This window comes from Salmonella sp. SAL-020 (genome assembly GCF_017372215.1).
Taxonomy (GTDB): domain Bacteria; phylum Pseudomonadota; class Gammaproteobacteria; order Enterobacterales; family Enterobacteriaceae; genus Salmonella; species Salmonella enterica.
Window position 1 is genome coordinate 2,917,713 of the sequence record NZ_CP071690.1, and the last position, 24,348, is coordinate 2,942,060.

A 24,348-nucleotide genomic window follows, 5' to 3' on the forward strand; every position below is an offset into this window, starting at 1 on the left:
GCCCTCCCCCAGCCACAACGGGGGTCTACAGCGAAACGCCCCGTTGAAGCCAAACATTAGGACAACATATTTACCAGAACTTCTTCATTTACCTGATTAATTGTTCAACCTTTGGCACAATTTGTGCGCTGGATCGCGCTGTGAGATCGTAATTGTAAATATCTGTACGATATTGCATACGTCCATCTGCGCCGACAAACGCGGTCAGATAGTAAAGATTTACTGGAATGTTCTGCCGGATATTGACATACCGCGTGTCGCCTTGCTTCAGGGCGCCTGAGATCCGCGCATCGTTCCAGCCAGCATCCTGCAAGAGCATATTCGCCAGTTCAGAGGCCTTATTGACCCGCACGCAGCCGGAACTTAACGCCCTGGCGTCACGCTGAAAGAGAGTATGGTTAGGCGTATCGTGCAGATAGATCGCATCAGAGCTCGGCATATTAAATTTATAACGCCCCAGCGAATTGTGCGCGCCTGGCGCCTGCTGGAAACGGAACGGAAGATTCGATGGCGTAATGGTGGTCCAGTCAACCTGCCACGGATCGATCGCTTCTTTGCTGTTCCAGCCGCGCATCACGGTGTAGCCATGGCGCTCCAGATAGCCTGGGTCATTCCACACCTTCGGTAAAATGTCTTTACGCGCAAGCGTGGGCGGAACGTTCCACGGCGGGTTCACCACCACATTATTCAGCGCGCTGCTCATCATCGGCGTTTTACGATCGGGACGCCCGACGATCACCCTCGAAGCCAGCACCTGGTTGCCATTCTGATAGTAGACCAGCGAATAAGCGGGAATGTTTACCATAATACCGGTAGAGAGTTCCGCCGGCAGCAGGCGTAAACGTTGGATATTCAGTGCCAGTACGCCTGCGCGTTGCGCGGGGGTCATATTAAGCCAGTTACGCGTCGCCGGGCCAATAACGCCATCCGCCCCCAGCCCTTGCCATGCCTGAAAACGCTTTACCGCCTCGACCAGTTCATTATCGTAGGCGGCGCGTACCGCCGGAGCCGGCTTACTACGGCGGGCCGTTTGTTCGTCGACCGGCTGCGCCACCGATGTTTCGTCGACCACGGCGGAGGGGCTGACGACGGCGCTATCAGCAGTGTTATCGCCGGGTAAGGCTATCTTTGGACCGCCATCCAGCATCCCCGTACGCTGTAATATTTCGCGCAGCGCAGGCACATCGTTACTCCATTGCCCCGGGCGCAGCGTTGCGGTATTGGCCAACTGCGGCCACGGGCGAGAGTCCGCCACCAGCTTCAGCAGCGCGTCATGCATGGGCGCATACTGTGGATGCTGCGGCGCCAGGCTGGCGACAAACATCGGCAACTGCCCCTCTTCCAGCGCGATTTGCCACTGGTTAATCACCGAGACTGGCGGCGTCGCCAATGCGTAAGGTTTGTTGCTATATAACCAGCGCTGGCCTTTGACGGGGATATTCGCAATGAAATGGAGATAGCCCATCATAGCGTCTGACAACACAACATCGCGCGCCATACCGTTTACGGCGGGATCGGTCAACAATGCCACCCAGGCGGTAAACTGCGGCTGGAATCCGGCAATCGCCACCTCCGCCAACTGTTGCTGGAAGACTTTCACCGCATCGCGATTATCCCACATGGGCTTCATGTCGCGCGCGGCATACAGCAATGTCAGCTGGCTCATATAGACCGGCGTATAGCCGGAAGGAAGCTGCGACTGTAAATCAGCCCGGACTTTCTCGGCTGAAACGCCCTCCGGCAGCGGCTGAATCCCGGCCATAATCGCCGTCGCGGCTGATTGCTTCTGCGGCCCAGCTAGATCCGGCGCGGCAACGGCGCTATCGCCAGGTATCATTTCAGGCTCATCGGCCTGCGCATTGAACAGTGGAGCGAATGTTACGGCCAGGCATAAACTGATTGCCGACAGACAACGACCACACATCTTGTTAAGCAACATCCCTTGCCCCCTGTTTTCGTTATCATACTCCGCATGACTGTGCTGCCCGCAGCGCGGGTCAACCGCAACCAATGCTTTTGTTTAGTATGACGAGTCAGCCTGCTCACTCGTCAGGCTTAACTCCAGTATATAAAGTTCGTTACGTTTTTGCCTAACCTAATGTAAAGAAGTTTAAAGAAAATGCACTACCCGGAGAGATTTTTCAGATAAAGAAAAAGGCGGCTTTCGCCGCCCCAGGCTAATGATAAAGCAGAACTTGTTGTGCCGGATGGCGGCGTAACCGACTTATCCGGCCTTGCCTGATAAACGAGGCGCCATCAGGCACGTCATCGTTTCTGCCGTATTTAACTCGCTTCTGAAGGCGTATCTTCCGTTTGCGTACCGGGAAGCGTTTCCGGAAGCTGCGGCGCAAAGCCACGCAGCCCGACAACATGAACATGCTCAGTATTCTGAAACACTTTACGCACCAGTTTATAGGTCGTGCCCTTCTCCGGACTGATGTTTTCCGGCGCGGCGATGATGAGCTGCATCTGCAAACGTTCGCATAGTTCAAACAGCGTGGCGATAGAGCGCGCATCCAGACGCGCCGCTTCATCGAGGAACAGCAGGCGACATGGCGAAATATCTTTCCCGCGCAGTCTGCGCGCTTCGTCTTCCCAGCTTTGCACAACCATCACCAGAATTGACATCCCGGTCCCGATAGCTTCCCCCGTTGATAGCGCGCCGGATTCCGCACGCAGCCAGCCGTCGGACCCACGGTTAACTTCAACTTCCATTTCCAGATAGTTACGGTAGTCCAGCAGCTCCTCGCCGATGGTCTGCGGCGTGCGTTGCCCCATATCGATCTGCGGATTCAGGCGCTGGTACAGTTTCGCCAGCGCTTCGGAGAAGGTCAGACGATTGCTGTTAAACAGATCCTGATGCTGCTCCTGCTGTTCTGAAAGCACATCCAGCAAGGTGGCATGCGTTTCACGCACGTTGACGTTTAACCGCACGCTATTCACCTGGCCAAACGAGACGCTTTGCAACCCCTGGTTCAGCATGCGAATACGGTTCTGCTCACGCTGGATAGTCTTGCGGATAATGTTTGCCACGCTGCGGGAACTGATCGCCAGCTTTTGCTCACGCGATGTCAGCTCTTCCGTCAGACGACTCAGCTCAATCTCCATTTGTTCAATGGCTTCAACCGGATCGTCGGTACGAATAATATCCTGACGAATACGTTCGCGCAGATGCTGGTAAACGGCCACAAAGAACTGGATTTTACGTTCCGGGCGTTTCGGATCTTCCGACAGACGCAATACGTCGCGCAGATGTTCGTTATCCGCGACGGCCAGGCGCAGCGCGCCCAACGCCTTATCCGACATGGAGCGCAGTTCATCCGCCGACAGATAAGCCAGCTCACGACGGTGCAGACGGCGTTCCACGCCATTGTCTTTCACCATCCGCATGACTGCGCACCAGCCGGCTTTCGCGGTCACGACCTGCTCGCGCATTTCATGATAATCACGCTCCAGCTTGCGCAGCTTACGGGTCAGGTTCTCCATCTCCGCTTCGCAGAAGGTGAGCGCTTTCTCAAGCTGATTGCGACGCGAACGGTTATTGCTCAACTGGGCGTGCAGTTCATCGCGACGCTGGCGGGCACGCTCTTCCGCCCCGCTGTCGGCGCGAACGCCAATATCCTGTAATTCGCGCTGCAAATCGTTAAGCAGCTCTTTTTTCGTGTCGTAAGAGCTTTTTAGCGAGGCCAGGACCTGGCTGTACTGACTTAACTGCGCGGCATGGCTGCGCAGCGCTTCGCGGGCGCGGGTACGCTCGGCTTCCGCCTGCTCCAGCCGCTGGCGCAGCTTTTCGTTGAGATCGCTGTTGCCGCTCAGCATTTCCGCCGAGTCGGAATAGCTGAAATGCGCCCGACGTTCGACAACTTCAGCCAGAGCAAAAGCCTGCTGGCGCGCGTCGCGCTGCATTTGCTGCGACCATGCATAGTCTTCTTTTAACTGCTCAAACTGTTCCGGATCGCTTTGCAGAACGGAAACCACCGGCTCCAGTTTGGCTAACTGGTTGCCATATTGCTGCACAAATCGCGCCGCTTCTTGCGCCTCATCCAACCGTTCCTGAATTTCATCGACCCGATCGGCCAGCGTTTCATCGGCCAATAAATTCAGCCGCGGCAGCAAACGGTTAAGCGCGGAAACGCCCTCTTTGGCCTGCTCAAACTGAAGGCGCTGCTGCTGGTTGTCGCTTTCATGCGTCGCCAGCGCGCGCTCCAGCTCGACGCGACGCCCGTTCAGTCGGCGAATTTCCGCTTCCGGATCGTCCTCAAAGGCAACAGAAAGGTGGCTACCGATAAAACGGCTGAACGCCTGGTGCAAACGCTGGGTTTTCTGCACGTCAAACGAGAGCGTGGCAAAGCGCTCGGAAAGCACTTCCCGTTCCGCATGGAGACTTTCAATACGGTTCTCGCGCGCCGCACGGCCAAAAATAGGCAGCGACGGAAAACGCGAATAACGCCACTGACGGTCGGCAATTTTCACGACCACCGCCTTTTCCAGCTCGTCAACGCTGAATACGCTGTCATCAAAAGACTGCGGATCGCCTTCGATCAGGTACAGATCTTCCGGGCAGTCGGTCAGACCTTCAAGCTGTTCGGCTATTTGCGATAAATCCGGTACGACGATCGCATGGCGCGACGGGCCATACAGTGCGGAAAAGTACGGCGCATCTTCAAGACTGACATCATCGTAGATTTCCGACAGCAGTACCCCGCCAAAACGCTCCGCCAGCGCATTCAAACGCTGATCTTCCGCGCCGCCCGGCTGGCTTAAACGTTCGATCTCTTCATCAACCGCATTTTTACGCGCGCCCACTTCGTCGCGTTCGACAATGGCTTCGCGCTCACGCTCCAGTAGCTGTTGCAGGTATTCGGTCACTTCCTGGCTGGACGTAAACTCCTCGCCGCACTGTTCGCTAAGCTGGTTCAGGCTATTCTGCGCCGCCAGCCAGACAGGAGCGCGTTGCATCAGATGCTGGATACGGGATTGCAGCTGTTCCTGTTCCTGACGCAAGGCCATACGCTGTTCGCTGGCTGACGACACGCTCTCAGACAAGGACGCGATGCGGGCTTCCAGCTCCTGATGCAGCGCTTCCAGTTCGTCAATATCAAAATTTTTGCCCTGTCGCTTACAGAACTCAGCCAGCAGACGTTCCGCCTCTTGCTGCTCGCGCAGCCGCTGTTCCAGTTCGCTCAGGCGCATCCGCAGCGGCTGTACCTGTTCCGCCAGATGACGCTGGTTCACGCCGTCCCGTAACAGCTCGCGCGCCACGTCCCAGGCTTCGCTACGCGCCAGCGGGCCGTTGATCGCCGCTACTAGCTGGTAAGCCTGCTCAAACTGGCTGTGCGCGGTTTGCGCCACGCTCATTTTTTGTTCCAACGACAGCAGTTTTTCCGTAGCTTCCTGCTCTTTTGCCTGGAAAGTATCCAGCCATTCGGCGGCGCTTTCCGGCGTTAGATCCGGCAGATGACAAAGTTCTTTAGCGCGGGCAAGCGCTGATATCGCCTGGTTATACTGAATCGCGCGCGTTTGCTGTACATCCAGCGCCTGCTGGTAATCCGCAAGCTGGCTTTTGAGTTCATCGACTTCCAGCTCGGCGGCTTCGGCACGCGCTTCATTTTCGTCCTGCATTTCGGCGGCTTCCGCCACCACTTCGTTTTGCTCTTCGAGTCGAATCTGCAGCTCTTCAAGATCCGCTTCGTAGCGTTCAATTTTTTCCTGCTGACGCAGCGCGGTTTGCACCAGATTCAGGTGATCGCTCGCCGCCTGGTAATCCGCCTCAAGAGAACCTTCGGCGCCGTTATGTTCGCCCAACTCACGGGCCATATCGACGTGCTTGTACTGCTCAGCCGCCAGTTGTTTGCGCGATGTGTACAGTTCGCGTCGAAACGCCAACGCCTGATCAAGGTGAACCCGACGCTCATTGGCGTGGCGCATATAATCCGCCGCCACATAATCGGTGGCTTCGCTGATCAAATGCTTAAACAGATCGCGATCGGATTGGGTAACACGAATCGCTTCCAGCGTGAGTCGGTTCTCGCGCAGCGCCGCTTCCATATCCTGGAACGCCTTGCGCACGCCGCTGTTTTCCGGCAATAAATAATCGCGTAGCGATCGGGTAATGGCGCTGGAGATCCCGCCGTACAGCGAGGCCTCTATCAAACGATAGAATTTACTACGATCGGAAGCGGAGCGCAGACGACGGGCGATAATCCCTAAGTCAAACATCAGCGAATGATAATCGGTGATGGAGTTAAACTGCTTAAACTGCACGCCTTCCATCTCGTCAAGCTTGTCTTTCAGCTCAGCAAGCGACAGTACGCGCGCCTGACGTTCGTTTAATGTCTCCGTCACCAGTTGTGTCGGCTGTACCGACATCGGCAGCCCCTGGATAGCGAACGGTTTGATGTCCACTTTGCGATCGCGCCCAGCGACCTGCTGCAGACGCACGCCGACCACCACCCGCTGATGGCGGGAATTAATGGTGTCGAGCATGGAGTAACAGACGCCCGCCTTCAGCTTACCGTGCAGACCTTTATCGCGCGAACCGCTGGTGGCGCCGGCTTCCGTGGTGTTACGAAAGTGCAGTAATGTAAGATCCGGGATCAGCGCCGTGACGAACGCCGCCATCGTCGTGGATTTCCCGGCACCGTTGCCCCCGGATAACGTCGTGACCAGTTCATCCAGGTCAAAAGTACGGGCAAAAAAACCGTTCCAGTTAATCAGCGTTAGCGAGCGAAATTTACCGCGTTCAATCATTATTCTTCCTCTCCACTGTCCGGCTGACTCTCTTCGGTCTCATCATTAAGTTGCAGATGGTTTTCAATGGGCATCGCTTCCCCGTCGCGGATGAGACGACGCTGCGCCTCGCGAGGATCGTCGCCGGCGCGGACATCCGCGCCAAAGCGGAAGACCGATTCGGTAATGCGGAATTTGCTGCTGTCGTGGCCCATAAACCATACCATGCCCAAACGACGCAGGCGGTTTAAAGAAGAACGCACCTTTTCCTGCAGTTTCTGACGATCAACGTCAGATCCCGTCGAGCGGTTATTAACCAGCTTTAGCAGTTTGGCTTCGTCCGCAAGGGTAAGCAGCTCGTCGTACAATTCTTGCTGAGTAAAGATCCCTTCGTTGGCCAGACGCTCCGGGCTAAGATAGAGGTAGCAGAGAATTTTACCGACCATCATATCCAGTTCGGATAACACCGAGCGCGGGATAAGCGTGGTAGAACGCGGACGCAGGTAGAAGAACCCCTCCGGCGCGCGAATCAGTTCCACGTTATAACGCGCGTAAAACTCTTCCAGGTATTCCTGAAAATCCATCAGAAAGGCATGATTATCCAGTTCGTCCAGCCCGATGTGGCGGCCCGAACGTAATGCGCTATCCAGCGCCGGAAATAACGGATTCGCCAGCGCCTGCGCCAGCTTAACCGGCATCACTTGTTCAATATTTGTCAATGACATGCGCCTGTACCTTGGCTCCGTAATCATTAATCGGCTGCCATTTGGCTGGCAGTCCGGTGAAATCTGCTTGCGCTACGCCAAGACGTACCGCTTGATCGATAACAATACGCGCCACGTCGAAATGACGCGCGCGCGGGTATTGCGCCAGATACTCGCGCACCACCAGCCCAAGATCCAGTGGCGTTTGTCTGGTTTTGTAGATAGCCAGCTGTTCTTCAATGATGGCCGCTAACTGCTCGCGGATCTCGTTAAACTCTTCATATTCCAGATCCGGCGGCAACTCCCCGGTGACTTCATCGTCACGCAACGCCATCTCTTCATCGCGCATATCCAGCAGACGATCGGCATTCGCGTAGGTTAGCGCCCAGGGATCGTCAAAATAAGTCTGCACGGACTGGCGCAACCGCTGGGCGAAGACACGGTTTTTATCCATATCGATCGCGGTACGGATAAATTTATGCACGTGACGATCGTAGCCGATCCATAAATCAATAGACTGCTGACCCCAACTGATAATGCGGTCGAGTTTACTTTGTAAGTCAAACACCAGCCTGTCGACAAAATGCAGATCGTCGTGCGTCATCGTGGCATCCTGAATGCGCAGCAGGTTAGCCTGCAGCTTATCGCCCGCCGCCTCCAGCGTATCCTGCAACTCGCGCAGCGTACCGGACGTTTCGGAAAGCAGCAGCTCACAGCTGGAAATCGCCGCCCGCCAGTCTTTATTCAGCAGTTGTGCGATATCGTCTTTCACCTGCTGCTGCTGTTCATCCATGATGCGCTGGGTGAGATCGATACTGTCGAAAATCTCCGCCACCGAATATTTCAATGGCGCGTAAACGTTGCGATGCCAGTGGAACTCATCGCCCCCCTCCGCTGCCGCATCCGCCGCGCGCTTCAATTCGCCGGCCACAATCGACAACTGCATAGAAAGACGCAGCGTAGAGAATTCGCGTTGACGAATGTAGTAATCGGTGATGCCAATCCCGAGCGGGGTTAATCGGTAAATCGCATTGCCTTCCGCCTGCTCGCTGGTAAAGCGGTTCAGCAGACGTTGACGCACCATATCGTTAATCGCGTTGTTCGCGCGCACGCCGATGGTTTCGCTGGTTTGCTCAAACGCATCACTCACATGGCGGAATGCATCCACCAGCTCGCCTTCACTCATCTCGCCGTCAAGGCGTTCGCCGTTCAACGTGGCGACCGCCAGCAGAAAGGAAAGTCTGTCTACCGGCAGCGAGATGGAAAAGTCGTTTTTTCTGGCCCAGGCAACCAGTTCGGGGACTGTCTGGGAAAATTCACTCATAGGTTATCCTTGCATCTGCGGCTAGCGCCGGGCTTTTAATCGCGGTGACATGAATGTAGCGCCCAAGGCTAATATACGGCTCCTGGCGGCAATAACGCGTTTCCAGTTCGACCAGGGTCTCATAACAGTCACGCTGCTGGTGTTTTTCACGCAGATAATCATGAAACACACGCACGCCGGTTTTACCGGTAATCTGCCAACCAATCGCCTCCAGCCACTGGTACACCTGCGCGGGGTCGCGCGGGTAGTCAGGCGACAGCGTGCGCTTCTTGCGTTTAGGCATCCCCGCCTGCACGTAGTCAAAATTACCCGCCACCATATTGTGCATCAGCAAACCGTTAGCGTTATAGAACATCAACGACAGCGCGCCGCCAGGGCGCAATACTGACCAGAGCGTTTCTAATACGCCGACAGGATCGGCTACCCACTCCAGCACAGCATGAAACAATATCAGATCAACCGGGCTTTCCAAATGCGAAGCGACGTCCTGAGCCGGGCATTGTATAAAATGCATGTCTTTGCTCACACCTTTTGCCTCGGCCGCCTGCCGCGCGCGGGCGATCATTTCGCCAGACAGATCGCATAACGTCACCTGATGGCCGCGTTCCGCCATCTTAATCGCCGTTTGCCCTTCGCCGCCGCCGGCATCCAGCACCCGCAGTTTCCGCCCGCCAATCTCCTCCAGCACGCGATCCAGGTCTTGCCACAGAATGGCTTGCCGCAGTTGTCCTTTGGTCGTGCCGTAAATGTTACGGGAAAACTTTTCAGCAATGTCATCAAAATTGCGATCCTGCATCGGACTCTCCACAGGCTGGCTCAGGCGTTATCTGATAAAACCGCTATTTTGTCACAGCCGCGGCCAGAATGAACCTGTCTGGTGTAATATCACCGTTAATCCTCCGCTATATGGTTAAAAAAGGAACCAAAAAGGATGCTTTTTACGCTAAAGAAAGTGATTGGCGGTATGTTATTGCCGCTTCCGCTGATGTTGCTGATCATTGGCGTCGGCCTGGCGCTGCTCTGGTTTAGCCGCTTTCAGAAGACCGGAAAAGTATTTATCAGCGTAGGTTGGCTGGCGCTATTGCTATTAAGCCTGCAACCCGTCTCTGACCATTTGCTGCGTCCGATAGAAAACCGCTACCCTACCTGGCAGGGTCCGCAAAAGGTGGAATATATTGTGGTTCTCGGCGGCGGCTATACCTGGAACCCGCAGTGGGCGCCGAGCTCTAATTTAATTAACAACAGCTTGCCGCGGCTGGCGGAAGGCATTCGGCTGTGGCGCGCGAATCCGGGAGCCAGGCTGATTTTTACCGGCGGCATAGCAAAAACCAATACGGTAAGCACGGCGGAAGTCGGTGCGCGGGTGGCGCAGTCGCTGGGCGTACCGCGTAGCGATATTATTACGCTGGATAAGCCAAAAGATACGGAAGAAGAAGCCGCCGCCGTTAAGCAGGCCATCGGCGACGCCCCTTTCCTGTTGGTAACCTCCGCCTCGCATTTGCCGCGTGCGATGATTTTCTTTCAGCATGCCGGGCTGAATCCGCTTCCCGCGCCGGCGAATCAGTTGGCGATCGATTCGCCGCTCAATCCCTGGGAGCGGGCAATTCCGTCCCCGGTCTGGCTGATGCACAGCGATCGCGCTGGGTATGAAACATTAGGGCGACTTTGGCAATGGCTGAAAGGCATATCAGGCAAGCCAGGGGAGTAATGATTTCGCCGCCAGATCAAAATTGGTACGGTTAAAACGTCCGGTATTGACCAATTGCGCAACCTCGTCCCACAGCACATAGAGCCAACGCCGCCAGATGAAGGACTCCGCCACTGGCGCGCGTTGCAGATAATGCCAAAGCAATCCCTCCGCCAATGGATTATCCATCAGGCGAAACAGTTCGAACTCTCTCGGCGCCCACAGCATCAGCCCGGGGCCGACCATCGCCAGAAGCTGATCGCTACGGGCGTCTTTAAGCATACTGCGCAGGCAGAAGTTGCCATGCACCAGTACGCAGTTGTCGTTAAACCCTTCAAATAACGAAGGAAGACATTCTCTGGTACGAAACAGAATGCGTCTGTCCTGCATCGTCAGGCCGGTATTGCTGAACTGATTTAGCGTCGTCCACAGCACCTCCACCCGCTGACGATACCAGGAAGGCCAGATATTCTCCTGAGTATGGTCTACGGCGCCAACGCAACCGCGGCTATCCTGCCGATGCCAGGCTAACAGCCCTTCGACAATCTGATCTTTTAGCTGTTCCCAGCGTTCCGGAGTGCGCGCCGGCGCCTCTACCGGTACACCGCGCAGTCGTTCCAGCAGCAGCACATCCGGACCAGGATGCTCTTCATGCGTCAATACGCCATAGATTACCGGCATCCTCACCGTACCGCTACGCGCCAGCATTGAGGTTTTCCAGGCCAGTTGCTGCGCAACGCCGGGAGTGGTAAAACTTCGCGCCATCAGCGGCATCGGGATGCCCTGGCTGTCATATAATGACCACAATGCGGAATCCGCTTTCTCATTCACGCACTCTATACGGCTAAGTTTTTCACCCAACAAATGACTGAGTTCGGCCCGCAACTGTTCCATTCCAGATTACCCCCATTAGTGCTACTGCTTTAATAATGAGCGTCGTATGGACAGATGTCACCCGTATCAGATCAAGGGAAGAAAAGAAAAATGAGGAAAATCGTAACGGTACGAGAAAGCTGCCACTAGTGAGCAGACGTGAGTATTCATCTTTGCGCTATCATACCGCGCTGTTCATGACCGTCTAAGACGATCATGAACAGGATCATGTTAACGCATTTCAGCGCGCACGCGCTCCAGGTCGTCGGCGGTGTCTACGCCCGTGCCGGGCACCGCTTTGGCGACGGCGACATGAATTTTTTCGCCGTACCACAGCACACGGAGTTGCTCCAGCATTTCAATATGTTCCAGCTGGCTGGGTTGCCAGCTCACGTAACGGCGGATAAAACCCGCGCGATAGCCATAAATGCCCAGGTGACGAAGGCAAGTATCTCCTACCGTTTCCAGACTTTTTGCAAAGCGGTCGCGATCCCAGGGAATCGTCGCCCGGGAAAAGTAAAGCGCATAGCCTTCAGCATCCAGCACGACTTTTACCGCATTCGGGTTAAACGCTTCTTCGGCGCTGTGAATCGGCACCGCCAACGTCGCCATGCCAACCTGGCGCTGCGCCAGATTTTCCGCGACCTGGCGAATAATAACCGCCGGGATCATCGGCTCATCGCCCTGAACGTTCACAATAACGGTATCGTCGCTGAATCCGCACTTCTCTACCACTTCCGCCAACCGTTCGGTGCCGGACTGGTGATCGGCGCGCGTCATGCACACTTCGCCGCCAGCCGCTTCTACCGCACGAGCCACGTCTTCATGATCGGTGGCAACAATAATGCGTTCCGCGCCAGATTCGCGCGCCCGCTCCAGGACATGAACAATCATGGGCTTACCATTAATATCCACTAATGGTTTTCCTGGCAGTCGGGTAGATGAAAAACGGGCCGGAATGATGACGACGAAACTCATGATTTACTCTCATCAGATGTCAGGGCGCGAGCTTCATTTTCCAGCAATACAGGAATGCCGTCGCGTAACGGGAAAGCGAGATTATCCAGTTTGCAAATTAATTCTTGCTGTTCCTGGTTATACCAGAGTTTGCCGTTACATACCGGGCAGGCGATGATTTCAAGCAGACGATGATCCATAGTTCCTCCAGATGGACCGGATTGTGAATCCTTCAATATTAACATAATCGGTTATGGTGCAGGGTCTATTTCCCAGCCATGACGCATGGCGCTAAACAGGCCTGGCGGACATTGTCCCAGCGTCACGCGCGATGCCCGTTGCCAGGCAGCAAACGCGCTAATCGCCTGCCAGATTCCTTTTTGCAGACTAACGCCAGGGCGAATATCGTCCTCCAGATACAGCGAGATAATCTCAAGCACCCCCGTTTTACGGTGCATTTTGGCATCCATTCGCCCGACTAAACGGCCCTGGTATAATAGCGGCAGCACAAAATAACCGTACTGGCGCTTCGCCGCAGGCGTATAACATTCCAGCCGATAGTTAAATCCGAAGAGCTGCGCTGCCCGCTTGCGATCCCATACCACAGGATCGAAAGGCGACAGCACTGCGCTATGGGTCGCCTTTAAGGCGTTATTCAGCGCTGGTTCCAGCTGCGAAAGAAGATCGGCATGAAGCCACATCCGCCCCAACGTTTCCACCTCGACCGGAATAATCTGCTGCTGTTCCGCCCGGCTCTCCCGCCATCCCTTCAGGTCAGGACGTTTCAGGCGGTAGTAATCCGCCAGCCACTGTTCACGGAAAATCCCCAGACTGCGCGCGCTATTATCCAGCATCAGGTTTTCCGCCTGCGACTGTGACAGTCCATCGCGTTCATCATCCCAGTGCGGCATCACACGGGGCGTTAAATCATATACACGTTGAAAATTACGCCGCTCAACAACCATGACTTTTCCGGCGGTAAATAAACCCTCAAGGTGGCGTTTATGTGGTTTCCATTCCCACCAGCCGCTGACGCCTTTCCGCGCATGTTCAAAATCGGCAGAACGCACCGGACCGTGCTCCTGAATATGCCGCACTAGCTGTTCTATTTCTTCCGCGTGCTCATGCATCCATGCCGCGCGATATTTCCAGCCCATCTTTTCCGGCGACAGCATACGATGGCGGATAAGTTTAAAGTCGCGGCGTGGTAAGAAACAGGCCTCATGCGCCCAGTATTCCATTAACTCGCCGCGTCGCAGCGCCTCATCCAGCCAGGCCTGCGGGTACGAACCGAGACGGCTAAACAGCACCAGATAGGGGCTACGTGCGACAACATTGATGGTATCAATTTGCAGCAACGCCATGCGTGAGATGGCGGCAAGAACATCGCCAGGCAGCACGTTACGGCGTGGCTTTTTCAATAGCCCCTGCGCAGCAAGGTGAAGACACCGGGCCTGGGAAAGAGAAAGGTACGGCAATGACATTCATGACTCCATAAATTCATCACTGCCGCTGCATTGGGGGACGCTAGCGAACCAGCGAGGTGATATGTTCAAGCAACTTATCAGGCTGCTCACCGGACAAACGCGCATCAACCGGTAAGAACCACCAGTTATCTTCGGCAAAAGCACGGCATTTCACCGCGTCTTTTTCCGTCATTACCAGGGTCTGTCCTTCACCGACCAACGCCTGAACGTCAGCAGGGGCGAGCGTTTGATGATCCGCCAGCGGGACACACTTTTGCGGATGCGCGCCACAGGCTTCCAGCGTGGCGAAAAAGCGCGGCGGATGACCGATGCCCGCCATCGCCACAATATTGCTCAGCTGCGCTACATCGCAACGCGCTCCCGTACGTAAGTTCACCGCCAGTCCAGGCGCTAGCTGCATGGGTATTTCGCCTGCCCGGGCGACGCCGCCATTGACGATAGCGGCGTCCACGGTTTTCAGGCGACTGGCGCGTTCGCGCATAGGGCCGGCAGGAAGCCACCAGCCGTTGCCAAAACGGCGCACCCCGTCAATCACCACAATTTCAATATCTCGCGCGAGTCGGTAATGCTGCAACCCATCGTCGGTGATAATAATCTGCAGATTATGCGCCGCCAGAATCGCTTTCACCGCCGCGGCGCGTTCAGGCGCCACCGCGACAGGCGCGCCGGTCCGCTGATAAATCAATACCGGTTCATCTCCCGCTTCTGCGGTTGTCGTCTCAGGCGTCAGGAGCAGCGGATAAGCGGCAGCTTTCCCGCCGTAGCCGCGGGAAACGACCCCCACGCGCACGCCACGCTGTTGCAGCTTTTCCACCAGCCAAATGACTACGGGGGTTTTACCGTTACCGCCAGCCGTAAGATTCCCTACCACAACCACCGGTACCGGCGCTCGCCAGGCGCGTTTAAAACCAAGCTTATAGCTCAGACGAATCGCCCCGCTCACCAGGCCATACAGCCAGGAGAGCGGCAGCAGTAACCGCCATAGCGGGGATTCACCCGACCAGATACGCGCAATCATTGGCCAAATTGCATCTTATGTAGCTGGGCGTAAACGCCGTGTTGCGCCAGCAGCTCGCTATGAGTGCCGCGCTCAACGATAATACCGTCTTCGACTACAACGATCTCATCCGCCTGTTCGATGGTGGAGAGACGGTGCGCAATCACCAGAGAGGTACGGTTTTTCTGCAGCTCATCCAACGCTGCCTGAATCGCACGTTCAGATTCGGTATCCAGCGCGGACGTAGCTTCATCAAGGATCAGAATCGGGCTGTCGCGCAGTAAGGCGCGGGCGATCGCGATACGCTGGCGCTGACCGCCGGAAAGCAGTACGCCGTTTTCGCCGATGATGGTATCCAGGCCATTATCCATCTTATTGATAAAGTCCATGGCATAGGCCATGCGCGCCGCCTCTTCAATCTGCTCGCGGCTGTATTCTTCCGTCCGGGCATAAGCAATGTTATTGGCGACCGTGTCGTTAAACAGATGCACGTTTTGCGAAACCAGCGCCACCTGATTACGTAGAGAGGCCAGAGTGTATTCGCGTAGATCGTGACCATCCATCAGGATGTGCCCTTCATCAATATCGTAGAAACGGGTGATCAGACTGGCGATAGTTGATTTACCCGATCCGGAACGCCCCACCAGCGCCACGGTTTTCCCGGCAGGAATTTTCAAATTGATGTTACGCAATGCCGGCACTTCACGGCCCGGGTAAGTAAACGTCACATTGCGGAATTCGAGATCGCCGGTCGCGCGGTCAATGACACGTTTACCTTCATCTTTCTCCTGTTCGCTATCCAGAATCGCAAACAACGTTTGACAAGCCGCCATCCCACGCTGGAACTGCGCGTTAACGTTTGTCAGCGATTTTAATGGACGCATCAGCGCGATCATGGAGGAGAACACCACGGTGATGGTCCCTGCCGTCAGGCTATCCATTACGCTTGGGAAGCTCGCAGCATAGAGGACAAACGCCAGCGCCAGCGAGGCAATGAGCTGAATGATAGGATCGGAAATTGACGAGGCAGAGACCATTTTCATGCCTTGCAGTCGCATCTTATTGCTGACTTTATCAAAGCGTTTAGTTTCGACTTCCTGACCGCCAAAAATCAGTACCTCTTTGTGTCCTTTCAGCATTTGTTCAGCGCTGGTAGTCACTTGTCCCATCGTGTTCTGCATATTTTTACTGATGCTGCGGAACCGCTTTGAGACAACGCGAATCGCAATCGACACAATCGGTGCTAAAACAACCAGGATGATCGACAACTGCCAGCTGTAATAGAACATCATGATAAACAATCCGATGATCGATGCCCCTTCACGCACCACGGTAATCAGTGCGCCAGATGAAGAAGAGGCAACCTGTTCTGAATCGTAAGTAATACGCGACAGCAGCGTACCGGTAGACTGTTTATCAAAGAAGGCGACGGGCATTCCCATCATATGGCCAAACAGGCGACGGCGCATGGTCATTACCACCTTGCCTGACACCCATGAAATACAGTAGCTGGAGATATAGCTAGTGATGCCTCGTAATATCATCAGCCCAATAACCACCAGCGGCATCCACAGCAACACTGAGCGATCCGTTTTACCGAAACCATCATCCAGTAATGGCTTGAGGAGCGATAGCATGAAGGTATCGCTGGCTGCGTTGAGAATTAACGCTATGCCCGCCACGATCAGACCTGCTTTAAAAGGCGCTATGGTTGGCCACAGTCGGCGGAAGGTCTGCCACGTAGAGAGATCTTTATCGTTATGCATTCAAAAAACCAGCATTTGTTGAAATAGCCGCATATTCTACCCGTTATCCTCGGACACGCCAAACCACTGATGATACCAGCGAGGTAAAATTTGATCCCGTAAGCCTTGTATGCGCCAGCCCTGCGGAGAAAACAGCAGCGAAATTTGCCCCTGGTGGGGTGTATCAAACCACTGATACGCCTGCTGTCGGTAGCGCTGTTTTACCTTGCGGGACGGCAGCCGCCATGCGTTATAGCGCGATGCGGACGCCAGCGCCGCTTCACCATGTACGCGCTGAATAAATGGTAGCGACGACGACGTATTACTACCATGATGCGGCACCTGGATAAACGTCGCCGCAAGATGTCGCCAGTAACGACTTAGCATTTTTTGTTCAGCGCCCGCTTCAATATCGCCCGTGAGCAGGATGCTATGTACGCCGTCATCCACTTTGACCACACAGGAGCGGTTATTTCCTCGATCGGCACTTTCGCGTAACGGCCAGTGCGCCTGAAACGTTAGCCCCTGCCATTGCCACTGCTCACCGCGAAAACAGGGCAAATGTCCCTGCCAGCCTAACGGGCTGCGAATCCACATTGACGGCCAGACCTGCTGTAGCGAACGCAGCCCGCCCCGATGATCCAGATGCTCATGACTCAAAATAACGCCCTCCGGCGTCAGATTATGCCAGCGCAACCAGGGAATAATAACCTGTTGCCCGCTGTCGCCCTCCGGCCATGCCCGACCGGTATCGTAGAGTATTACTTTATCGCCCCTGACGATCGCTATCGCCAGCCCCTGACCGACATCCAGCATATGCACCTGCCATCCGCTGGCGTTTATCGGCCGCCAGAGTGGCCAGCTCATCAACAATAACCCGCATAAACAGACCGCCGGACAGGTACGCCAGACGTTTAATCGCCACGCGATAAGCGTTAGCCAGGGTAAAAGCGTCAGCCACTGCCAACGGTTATCAATATTGACCCAGCCCTGCGGTAAAGCATTCAACAGGTAAAATAGCGCGGCTAACGCGCGATCGGTCAGGTACCATACCCACTCTTCAAGAAAAAACGGCCCGGTTAAATGCAGAATCATTCCCGCCAGGATGAGCGGAACCGTCACAAATGTGACCCAGGGTACGGCAAAAAGATTCGCCAGCATTGCGGTAACGCTTATGCCATGAAAAAGCGCCACCTGGAGAGGCAAAAGCAGAAGTGTAATGCCTGCCTGTAGGTGAAGCAGGTTAAGCAACCAACGTAAGCCCCGTGGAAAATTTCCGTTTGGCGCAGGAAACCACTGATACCAGAATAACAGGCCGGCAACCGCAAATGCTGACAGCCAAAGACTTTGTGATATAACCGCCACAGGATCGGCGAAAATAATCGCGGCCAGACAGCAGCACCAGACTTGCCAGCCGCTCCACTGTCGTCCGCTTAATTTTAATCCTCCCCAGACGCTCAGCGCCGCCACCGTGCGCAGCGCAGGCGGTTGTAAGCCGGTAAGCCAGGCATAACATATCGCGCAAAGAATGCCGCCCAGCAATGGCGTCTGCCAACGAATCCATCTGACCGGCAAAAAGAATTGTCCGCCACGGATTAATCCGGCAGCCAATAACGCAGCAAAAGCGATATGCAGGCCGGAAATCGCCATCAAATGGGCAGTCCCCGTATCGCGCATAACGGCCTTCACCTCCTGCGACACCGCTCCCCGCTCCCCCATTCCCAACGCCAGAATAACCTGCTGCCACGGATAAGGCGCAAGCGTAGCGCGAAGCGAAGCAAGATAGCGCCCACGCAAGCTACACTCAGGGTTAATCGCTTTAGCCTGTAGAAAACGCCCGGTCAACGGTTGGTGCTGCGCCAGCGCGTAACGCTGGCTATCAAAACCGCCTTCGTTAAGCTGTCCGTGTACCGCTCTGACCTTCAGCGTCATCGCCCACTGCTGTCCGGCACACACTTCCGTGGGTAAGTACTGGCCATGCAGGACAATCCCTACAGCAGGAAAGAGTGGCTTTCCATGCAAATGGGTAATTCGCCCATAATGAGTGGTCATATGATCGGTGGCAGTAATGACGACTGTCGCCTCCTGCGTCGCAGCGGGCAGGACGTTTCCCGCCCAGATGGCCTGCCTGGCGGCAAATATCCCCCACATGAAAAAGAGCAAGGTTAATGCCGCGTAGCGCGCATAGTGATGGGGTATGAGGCAAAGCAAACATGCCAGACAAAACAGCACCGCGAGAATCCACGTATCAGGTAATACTGGCAATATCATGAGCGGAAGTATGCCGCATACTACGCATACGCTGACCGTCGTTATCTTCATAGACACCTCCCTGTGCGGGAAAGTGTGCAGGTTCAGGACGCCATTGTCTGGAGGGGATTTTGTGCTATACGGCGCGGATTCCAGGTTTTTTACCTGATAAATGTAAGACGCAGCAAAAAATGCGAAACGTTTTCCAGTTTTCGGTCGAATAGCGTTTGCGCCTGACGGCGTATAAATGAAAAAAGCACCCTGACGGTGCTTTTTTCGGGTTCAAGTTTTGCGTTAAAACTTAACCGTAAATATTGGCGCGATCGCGCAGTTCTTTACCCGGTTTAAAGTGAGGAACGTATTTTCCTTCCAGTTCCACTTTATCGCCGGTCTTGGGGTTACGTCCGGTACGAGGCGCGCGGTAATGCAAAGAAAAACTGCCGAAACCGCGGATTTCAATACGCTCGCCCTGCGCAAGAGTCGAGGCCATATGCTCCAGCATCTCTTTTACCGCGTCTTCAACCGCCTTAGCGGGAATGTGAGATTGCTGGGTTGCAAGTCTTTCAATCAATTCTGACTTGGTCATAATTCCTCCGGTTCCTTAAAGGCAAATTGGCTGCAGCCGTGAGATTGATTAAGGGCGGCCGTAGCCGCCCTTAGTGCTTGATTACAGGCCGAAACCTGCAATCTGTCAAGTAATCTCGTTATACTTCGGACTAAAAGACCCGAAGTTTCAGAGGATTACTCGCCTTTAGCTGCTTTGAATGCTTCAGCCATTGCGTTGTTAGAGAAGTTTGCATCTTCCTGTTTGTTAACAGTTGCGATGGCATCTTTCTCGTCAGCTTCGTCTTTCGCACGAACAGACAGGCTGATTGCGCGGTTTTTACGATCAACGCCGGTGAATTTAGCTTCAACGTCGTCGCCAACGCTCAGAACCAGAGTCGCATCTTCAACGCGGTCACGGGATGCTTCAGAAGCACGCAGGTAACCTTCAACGCCGTCAGCCAGTTCTACGGTTGCGCCTTTCGCGTCAACTGCAGTGACTTTACCGGTTACGATAGCGCCTTTCTTGTTCAGAGCAACCCAGTTGTTGAACGGATCTTCTGCGAGCTGTTTAACGCCCAGGGAGATACGTTCACGTTCTGCGTCAACCTGCAGAACAACTGCAGCGATTTCGTCGCCTTTTTTGTATTCACGAACTGCTTCTTCGCCTGCAACGTTCCAGGAGATGTCAGACAGGTGAACCAGGCCGTCGATGCCGCCGTCCAGGCCGATGAAGATACCGAAGTCAGTGATAGACTTGATTTTACCTTCAACGCGGTCGCCCTTGTTGTGGGTTTCTGCGAACTGCTGCCACGGGTTAGATTTGCACTGCTTCAGACCCAGGGAGATACGACGACGTTCTTCGTCGATATCCAGAACCATCACTTCCACTACGTCGCCAACGTTAACCACTTTGGACGGGTGGATGTTTTTGTTGGTCCAGTCCATTTCGGAAACGTGAACCAGGCCTTCAACGCCTTCTTCGATTTCAACGAAGCAGCCGTAGTCGGTCAGGTTGGTCACGCGACCGGTCAGTTTGGTACCTTCCGGATAACGTTTAGCGATAGCAACCCACGGATCTTCGCCCAGCTGTTTCAGGCCCAGGGATACACGGGTACGCTCGCGGTCGAATTTCAGCACTTTCACGTTGATTTCGTCGCCAACGTTCACGATTTCGCTCGGATGCTTAACGCGTTTCCAGGCCATATCAGTGATGTGCAGCAGGCCGTCAACGCCGCCCAGATCAACGAATGCACCGTAGTCAGTGAGGTTCTTAACGATACCTTTAACTTCCATGCCTTCCTGCAGGTTTTCCAGCAGCTGATCGCGTTCTGCGCTGTTTTCGGATTCGATAACGGCACGACGAGAAACCACAACGTTGTTACGTTTCTGGTCCAGCTTGATTACTTTGAATTCAAGCTCTTTGCCTTCCAGGTGCAGAGTGTCACGCACCGGACGAACGTCTACCAGAGAACCTGGCAGGAACGCGCGAATACCGTTCAGCTCAACAGTGAAGCCACCCTTAACTTTGCCGTTGATAACACCGGTAACAGTTTCAGCATCTTCGTAAGCTTTTTCCAGCGTGATCCATGCTTCGTGACGTTTAGCTTTCTCACGAGAGAGCAGAGTTTCACCGAAGCCGTCTTCTACTGCATCCAGAGCAACGTCAACTTCGTCACCAACCTGGATTTCCAGTTCGCCCTGGGCGTTTTTGAACTGCTCAGCCGGAATGGCAGACTCAGATTTCAGACCGGCGTCAACCAGTACTACGTCTTTGTCGATAGCAACAACAACACCACGAACGATGGAACCCGGGCGGGTTTCGATTTCTTTTAAGGATTCTTCAAAGAGTTGAGCAAAAGATTCAGTCATGTTTAATCTTCAGGTTTCATATTTAACGTCCACCTGGCTCCGTGCCGGATGGGGTTGTTTAACATACCCGCTGTCAATCCTTTGCAACGGGGGTACTACAAATTCGGTCGCATTTAAGCGAGAGCCAATTTTTGGCGCGCATATTGTAACGCTTTTTCAATCACTTGCTCAATGCTTAATCGGGTAGAATCCAAAACTAATGCATCAGCAGCAGGAACTAACGGCGCTACAGCGCGATTACGATCGCGATCGTCGCGTTCCTTGATCTCGGCCAAAAGGCGTTCAAAGTTAACACTAAAGCCATTCTCCTGCAACTGTAGCATACGTCGATGCGCACGTTCCTCCGAGGAGGCGTCAAGGAAAATTTTTACCGGCGCATCCGGGAAGACCACGGTCCCCATATCGCGTCCATCGGCGATTAAACCAGGCGCTTCGCGGAATGCGCGTTGGCGGCGAAGAAGCGCTTCACGCACGCGTGGGAATGCTGCCACCTGGGATGCCGCGTTCGCGACTTCCTGCGTACGGATTTCGCCGCTAACGTCCTCGCCTTCCAGGATAACTTCCAGGTTGCCGTCCGTTGAGACGAAACGCACGTCCAGATGGGACGCCAGAGGCACCAGCGCATCTTCAGAGGCGAGATCGACATGGTGATGCAATGCCGCCAGCGCCAGTACGCGGTATATCGCGCCGGAATCCAGCAGATGCCATTGCAATGCTTCCGCCATTGCTTTGCACAAGGTGCCTTTACCTGCACCGCTTGGGCCATCAATGGTTATTACCGGGGCAATTGCCGTCATCTTTATCTCCTTAAACAGGCGTACCGTTAACGTAAACGCCGCGCATTATACGCGCCAACGCTCGCGACCGTTAACGTTGCGTGCAAAAACCAGTTTTGTCTGTAATCAGATGCGGAATAATTGCGCAATTATAGCGGGCCGGCGAGAAACCAGCCCGAAAGATGACAATAATTTACTTTTTATCTTCGGCAATTCTGTCGCGCATATGCTGCGCGCGATCGGCTGAAGCCGGGTGGGAGTCCATCAATGATTTTGCATGACCTGCGTCCATTGTGGCGAATTTATCGAATGCCGTGACTAAGCCCTGGGTGTTAATCCCGCGTTTTTTCAGCAGATCGTAAGAGAAGTCATCCGCATCCGACTCCTGACTGCGAGAAAACGCCGAATTGATGACGCCTTCCGCCAGATCGCCCAATTGAGACTGGGAAAGCTGCGCTGCGACGCCGCTGGTGGCGGAAATCGCATCGCGAGCCGCCAGCGTGGCATAAGCGGTCTGCATTGCCTTGCGAGAGTGCCCTAAAGAGACATGGCCCAGTTCATGGCCCAGTACGCCTTCAATTTCATTATCGGTCATCAGATCCATCAGGCCGGAGTATACGCGAACGCAACCGTTCGCCATCGCCCATGCGTTGATATCGCTGGTCATATAGACTTTATAGCTAACCGGCGTACCGTCAATGTTGTTACCCAGCGCTTTGGCGATTTTGCTCAGACGTTTGGTGTATTTGCTTTTCGAACCTGCCAGTTGATTCTCGCTGTCCATTTGTTTACAGGCATTATTAGATAATGCCTTAACATCCGCATCGGACAGTGTGGCGGCTTTGTAGGCTGACATGCCTGAACTGGCGATTAAATTGCCATTCACGCCATTTTTACATCCTGCCAGTAGCGTGGCGGAAATCGCCACCGCCAGTAGTAATGATTTATTTTTCATACTAATCTTCCGTTGATAACTATTATAAAAAACACATAAATCAATGTGTTAAATCATCAACAAATTAGCATTAGTCATAATTATAAAAATAGTGCGAATACGGACTCGGCGCGCCAGCCCGTCGACTGGCGCAACAGAAGACTTAGGCAGGCGTACTCATTCGCGCCAGTTGTTCGAAATAATCAGGGAACGTTTTTGCGGTACATTTAGGGTCCAGGATCGTAACTGGCGTATCGGACAGTGCGACCAGTGAGAAGCACATCGCCATACGGTGGTCGTTGTACGTGCCAATATCCGCGTGTTGGAGCTTCGCCGGCGGCGTGATACGAATATAGTCGTGCCCTTCTTCGACTTCAGCGCCCACTTTACGTAGCTCGGTCGCCATCGCGAACAGGCGATCGGTTTCTTTCACTCGCCAGTTATAAATATTGCGCAACGTCGTGGTTCCTTTCGCAAACAGCGCCGTGGTGGCAATCGTCATCGCCGCATCCGGAATATGGTTCATATCCATATCTATGGCGTGCAATTCACCGCGCGTGCAGGCAATAAAATCATCGCCCCAGGTAATGGTCGCGCCCATTTTCTCCAGCACATCGGCAAAACGAATATCGCCCTGCATACTTTTGCGGCCAATTCCGGTCACTTTTACCGTGCCGCCTTTTATCGCCCCGGCGGCGAGAAAATAGGACGCTGACGAGGCATCGCCCTCGACCAGATAGCGACCTGGAGAGTGATACTGTTGACCTCCCTTCACGACAAATTGTTGGTAGTGGTGGTTCGCTATCTCCACGCCAAAGGTTTTCATTAAATTTAGCGTGATATCGATGTAAGGTTTTGATACCAGTTCGCCTTTAACGCGAATAATTGTGTCTTTAGGGGCCAGCGGCGCCGTCATCAGCAGAGCGGTCAGGAACTGGCTGGAAACGCTACCATCAACCTCAATGTCGCCGCCGATAAAACCGCCGCGCAGACGCAGGGGCGGATAATTTTCCTGCTCCAGGTAATCAATATTCGCCCCGCCCTGACGCAGCGAATCAACCAGATGGCCTATCGGACGCTCTTTCATACGCGGTTCGCCGGTTAACACTATCTCATTTTGCCCCAGACATAGCGCTGCCGCTAACGGACGCATCGCGGTTCCGGCATTACCGAGAAACAGTTCCAGAGCGCCTGGCGCACGTAATGGGCCGCCATTACCCGTGATATCACAGCGGGTGCGATCGGCAGAAAGGGTGTAATTGATCCCCAACGCGCTCAGGGCATTGAGCATATGGCGGACGTCATCGCTATCCAGCAGATTCGTCAGAACGGTTTTACCACAAGCTAAAGCCGCCAGGAGCAAAGCACGGTTTGAAACACTTTTGGAGCCAGGTAAATTAATGGCGCCATCGACCCGCGCGATGGGTTGTAACGTCAGGGATTCCATGAAACTCAACTCTCAAAAAACAG

General features: G+C 54.4%; 18 protein-coding genes. 1 reads left to right on the forward strand and 17 read right to left on the reverse strand.

Annotation, left to right across the window (positions count from 1 at the left end; genetic code table 11):
- Nucleotides 1-88: 88 nt before the first annotated feature.
- From ldtD to cmoM, 5 genes are all read right to left on the reverse strand, one after another.
- Nucleotides 89-1,939: a L,D-transpeptidase gene (gene ldtD, locus J1G48_RS14380; RefSeq protein ID WP_000925870.1), complete on the reverse strand. Its 1,851-nt coding sequence runs from the start codon at nt 1,937-1,939 to the stop codon at nt 89-91.
- Nucleotides 1,940-2,283: 344 nt separating this feature from the next.
- Nucleotides 2,284-6,750, reverse strand: coding sequence for a chromosome partition protein MukB (mukB, locus tag J1G48_RS14385; protein ID WP_000572746.1), 4,467 nt, complete (start codon nt 6,748-6,750; stop codon nt 2,284-2,286).
- Nucleotides 6,750-7,454, reverse strand: a complete 705-nt coding sequence (mukE, locus tag J1G48_RS14390) for a chromosome partition protein MukE (RefSeq protein WP_000060025.1) — start codon at nt 7,452-7,454, stop codon at nt 6,750-6,752. The genes mukB and mukE overlap by 1 nt, the downstream gene beginning before the upstream one ends.
- The gene (gene mukF / locus J1G48_RS14395) at nt 7,435-8,757 is read right to left on the reverse strand and encodes a chromosome partition protein MukF (RefSeq protein WP_001288828.1); all 1,323 of its coding nucleotides are present in this window, start codon (nt 8,755-8,757) and stop codon (nt 7,435-7,437) included. Before mukF ends, mukE begins: the two co-directional genes overlap by 20 nt.
- Nucleotides 8,750-9,553: a tRNA uridine 5-oxyacetic acid(34) methyltransferase CmoM gene (gene cmoM, locus J1G48_RS14400; protein ID WP_001154025.1), complete on the reverse strand. Its 804-nt coding sequence runs from the start codon at nt 9,551-9,553 to the stop codon at nt 8,750-8,752. The genes mukF and cmoM overlap by 8 nt, the downstream gene beginning before the upstream one ends.
- Nucleotides 9,554-9,688: 135 nt before the next feature.
- Between cmoM and elyC the strand changes: the two genes are divergently transcribed.
- Complete coding sequence (elyC, locus tag J1G48_RS14405; protein WP_000899553.1) at nt 9,689-10,465, forward strand: envelope biogenesis factor ElyC; 777 nt, start codon at nt 9,689-9,691, stop codon at nt 10,463-10,465.
- Here the strand turns inward: elyC and J1G48_RS14410 are convergent.
- The 12 genes from J1G48_RS14410 to aroA form a co-directional block, all read right to left on the reverse strand.
- The gene (locus J1G48_RS14410) at nt 10,445-11,338 is read right to left on the reverse strand and encodes a YcbJ family phosphotransferase (RefSeq protein WP_000436889.1); all 894 of its coding nucleotides are present in this window, start codon (nt 11,336-11,338) and stop codon (nt 10,445-10,447) included. The genes elyC and J1G48_RS14410 overlap by 21 nt on opposite strands.
- 210 nt (nt 11,339-11,548) lie before the next feature.
- A complete protein-coding gene (kdsB, locus tag J1G48_RS14415) occupies nt 11,549-12,295 on the reverse strand; it encodes a 3-deoxy-manno-octulosonate cytidylyltransferase (RefSeq protein ID WP_000011577.1) in 747 nt (248 codons plus the stop codon).
- Nucleotides 12,292-12,474, reverse strand: a complete 183-nt coding sequence (gene ycaR, locus J1G48_RS14420) for a protein YcaR (protein ID WP_000350061.1) — start codon at nt 12,472-12,474, stop codon at nt 12,292-12,294. The genes kdsB and ycaR overlap by 4 nt, the downstream gene beginning before the upstream one ends.
- Nucleotides 12,475-12,525: 51 nt before the next feature.
- Entirely contained in the window at nt 12,526-13,758 is a 1,233-nt protein-coding gene (locus J1G48_RS14425) for a winged helix-turn-helix domain-containing protein (RefSeq protein ID WP_000056937.1), read from the reverse strand.
- A gap of 43 nt (nt 13,759-13,801) precedes the next feature.
- Nucleotides 13,802-14,779 (reverse strand): tetraacyldisaccharide 4'-kinase, encoded by a 978-nt coding sequence (gene lpxK / locus J1G48_RS14430; protein WP_000561676.1) that lies wholly within the window; start codon nt 14,777-14,779, stop codon nt 13,802-13,804.
- Complete coding sequence (gene msbA, locus J1G48_RS14435; protein ID WP_000551246.1) at nt 14,776-16,524, reverse strand: lipid A ABC transporter ATP-binding protein/permease MsbA; 1,749 nt, start codon at nt 16,522-16,524, stop codon at nt 14,776-14,778. The genes lpxK and msbA overlap by 4 nt, the downstream gene beginning before the upstream one ends.
- Before the next feature lie 36 nt (nt 16,525-16,560).
- Nucleotides 16,561-18,825, reverse strand: a complete 2,265-nt coding sequence (locus tag J1G48_RS14440) for a ComEC family protein (RefSeq protein WP_000705774.1) — start codon at nt 18,823-18,825, stop codon at nt 16,561-16,563.
- 229 nt (nt 18,826-19,054) lie between these two features.
- Nucleotides 19,055-19,339: an integration host factor subunit beta gene (gene ihfB, locus J1G48_RS14445; RefSeq protein WP_000167332.1), complete on the reverse strand. Its 285-nt coding sequence runs from the start codon at nt 19,337-19,339 to the stop codon at nt 19,055-19,057.
- A gap of 155 nt (nt 19,340-19,494) precedes the next feature.
- Entirely contained in the window at nt 19,495-21,168 is a 1,674-nt protein-coding gene (rpsA, locus tag J1G48_RS14450; RefSeq protein WP_000140324.1) for a 30S ribosomal protein S1, read from the reverse strand.
- Nucleotides 21,169-21,281: 113 nt separating this feature from the next.
- A complete protein-coding gene (cmk, locus tag J1G48_RS14455; protein WP_000125007.1) occupies nt 21,282-21,965 on the reverse strand; it encodes a (d)CMP kinase in 684 nt (227 codons plus the stop codon).
- A 172-nt stretch (nt 21,966-22,137) separates the two neighbouring features.
- The gene (locus J1G48_RS14460; RefSeq protein ID WP_000792301.1) at nt 22,138-22,899 is read right to left on the reverse strand and encodes a M48 family metallopeptidase; all 762 of its coding nucleotides are present in this window, start codon (nt 22,897-22,899) and stop codon (nt 22,138-22,140) included.
- Between the two features lie 142 nt (nt 22,900-23,041).
- The gene (aroA, locus tag J1G48_RS14465) at nt 23,042-24,325 is read right to left on the reverse strand and encodes a 3-phosphoshikimate 1-carboxyvinyltransferase (RefSeq protein WP_000445198.1); all 1,284 of its coding nucleotides are present in this window, start codon (nt 24,323-24,325) and stop codon (nt 23,042-23,044) included.
- Nucleotides 24,326-24,348: the final 23 nt, after the last annotated feature.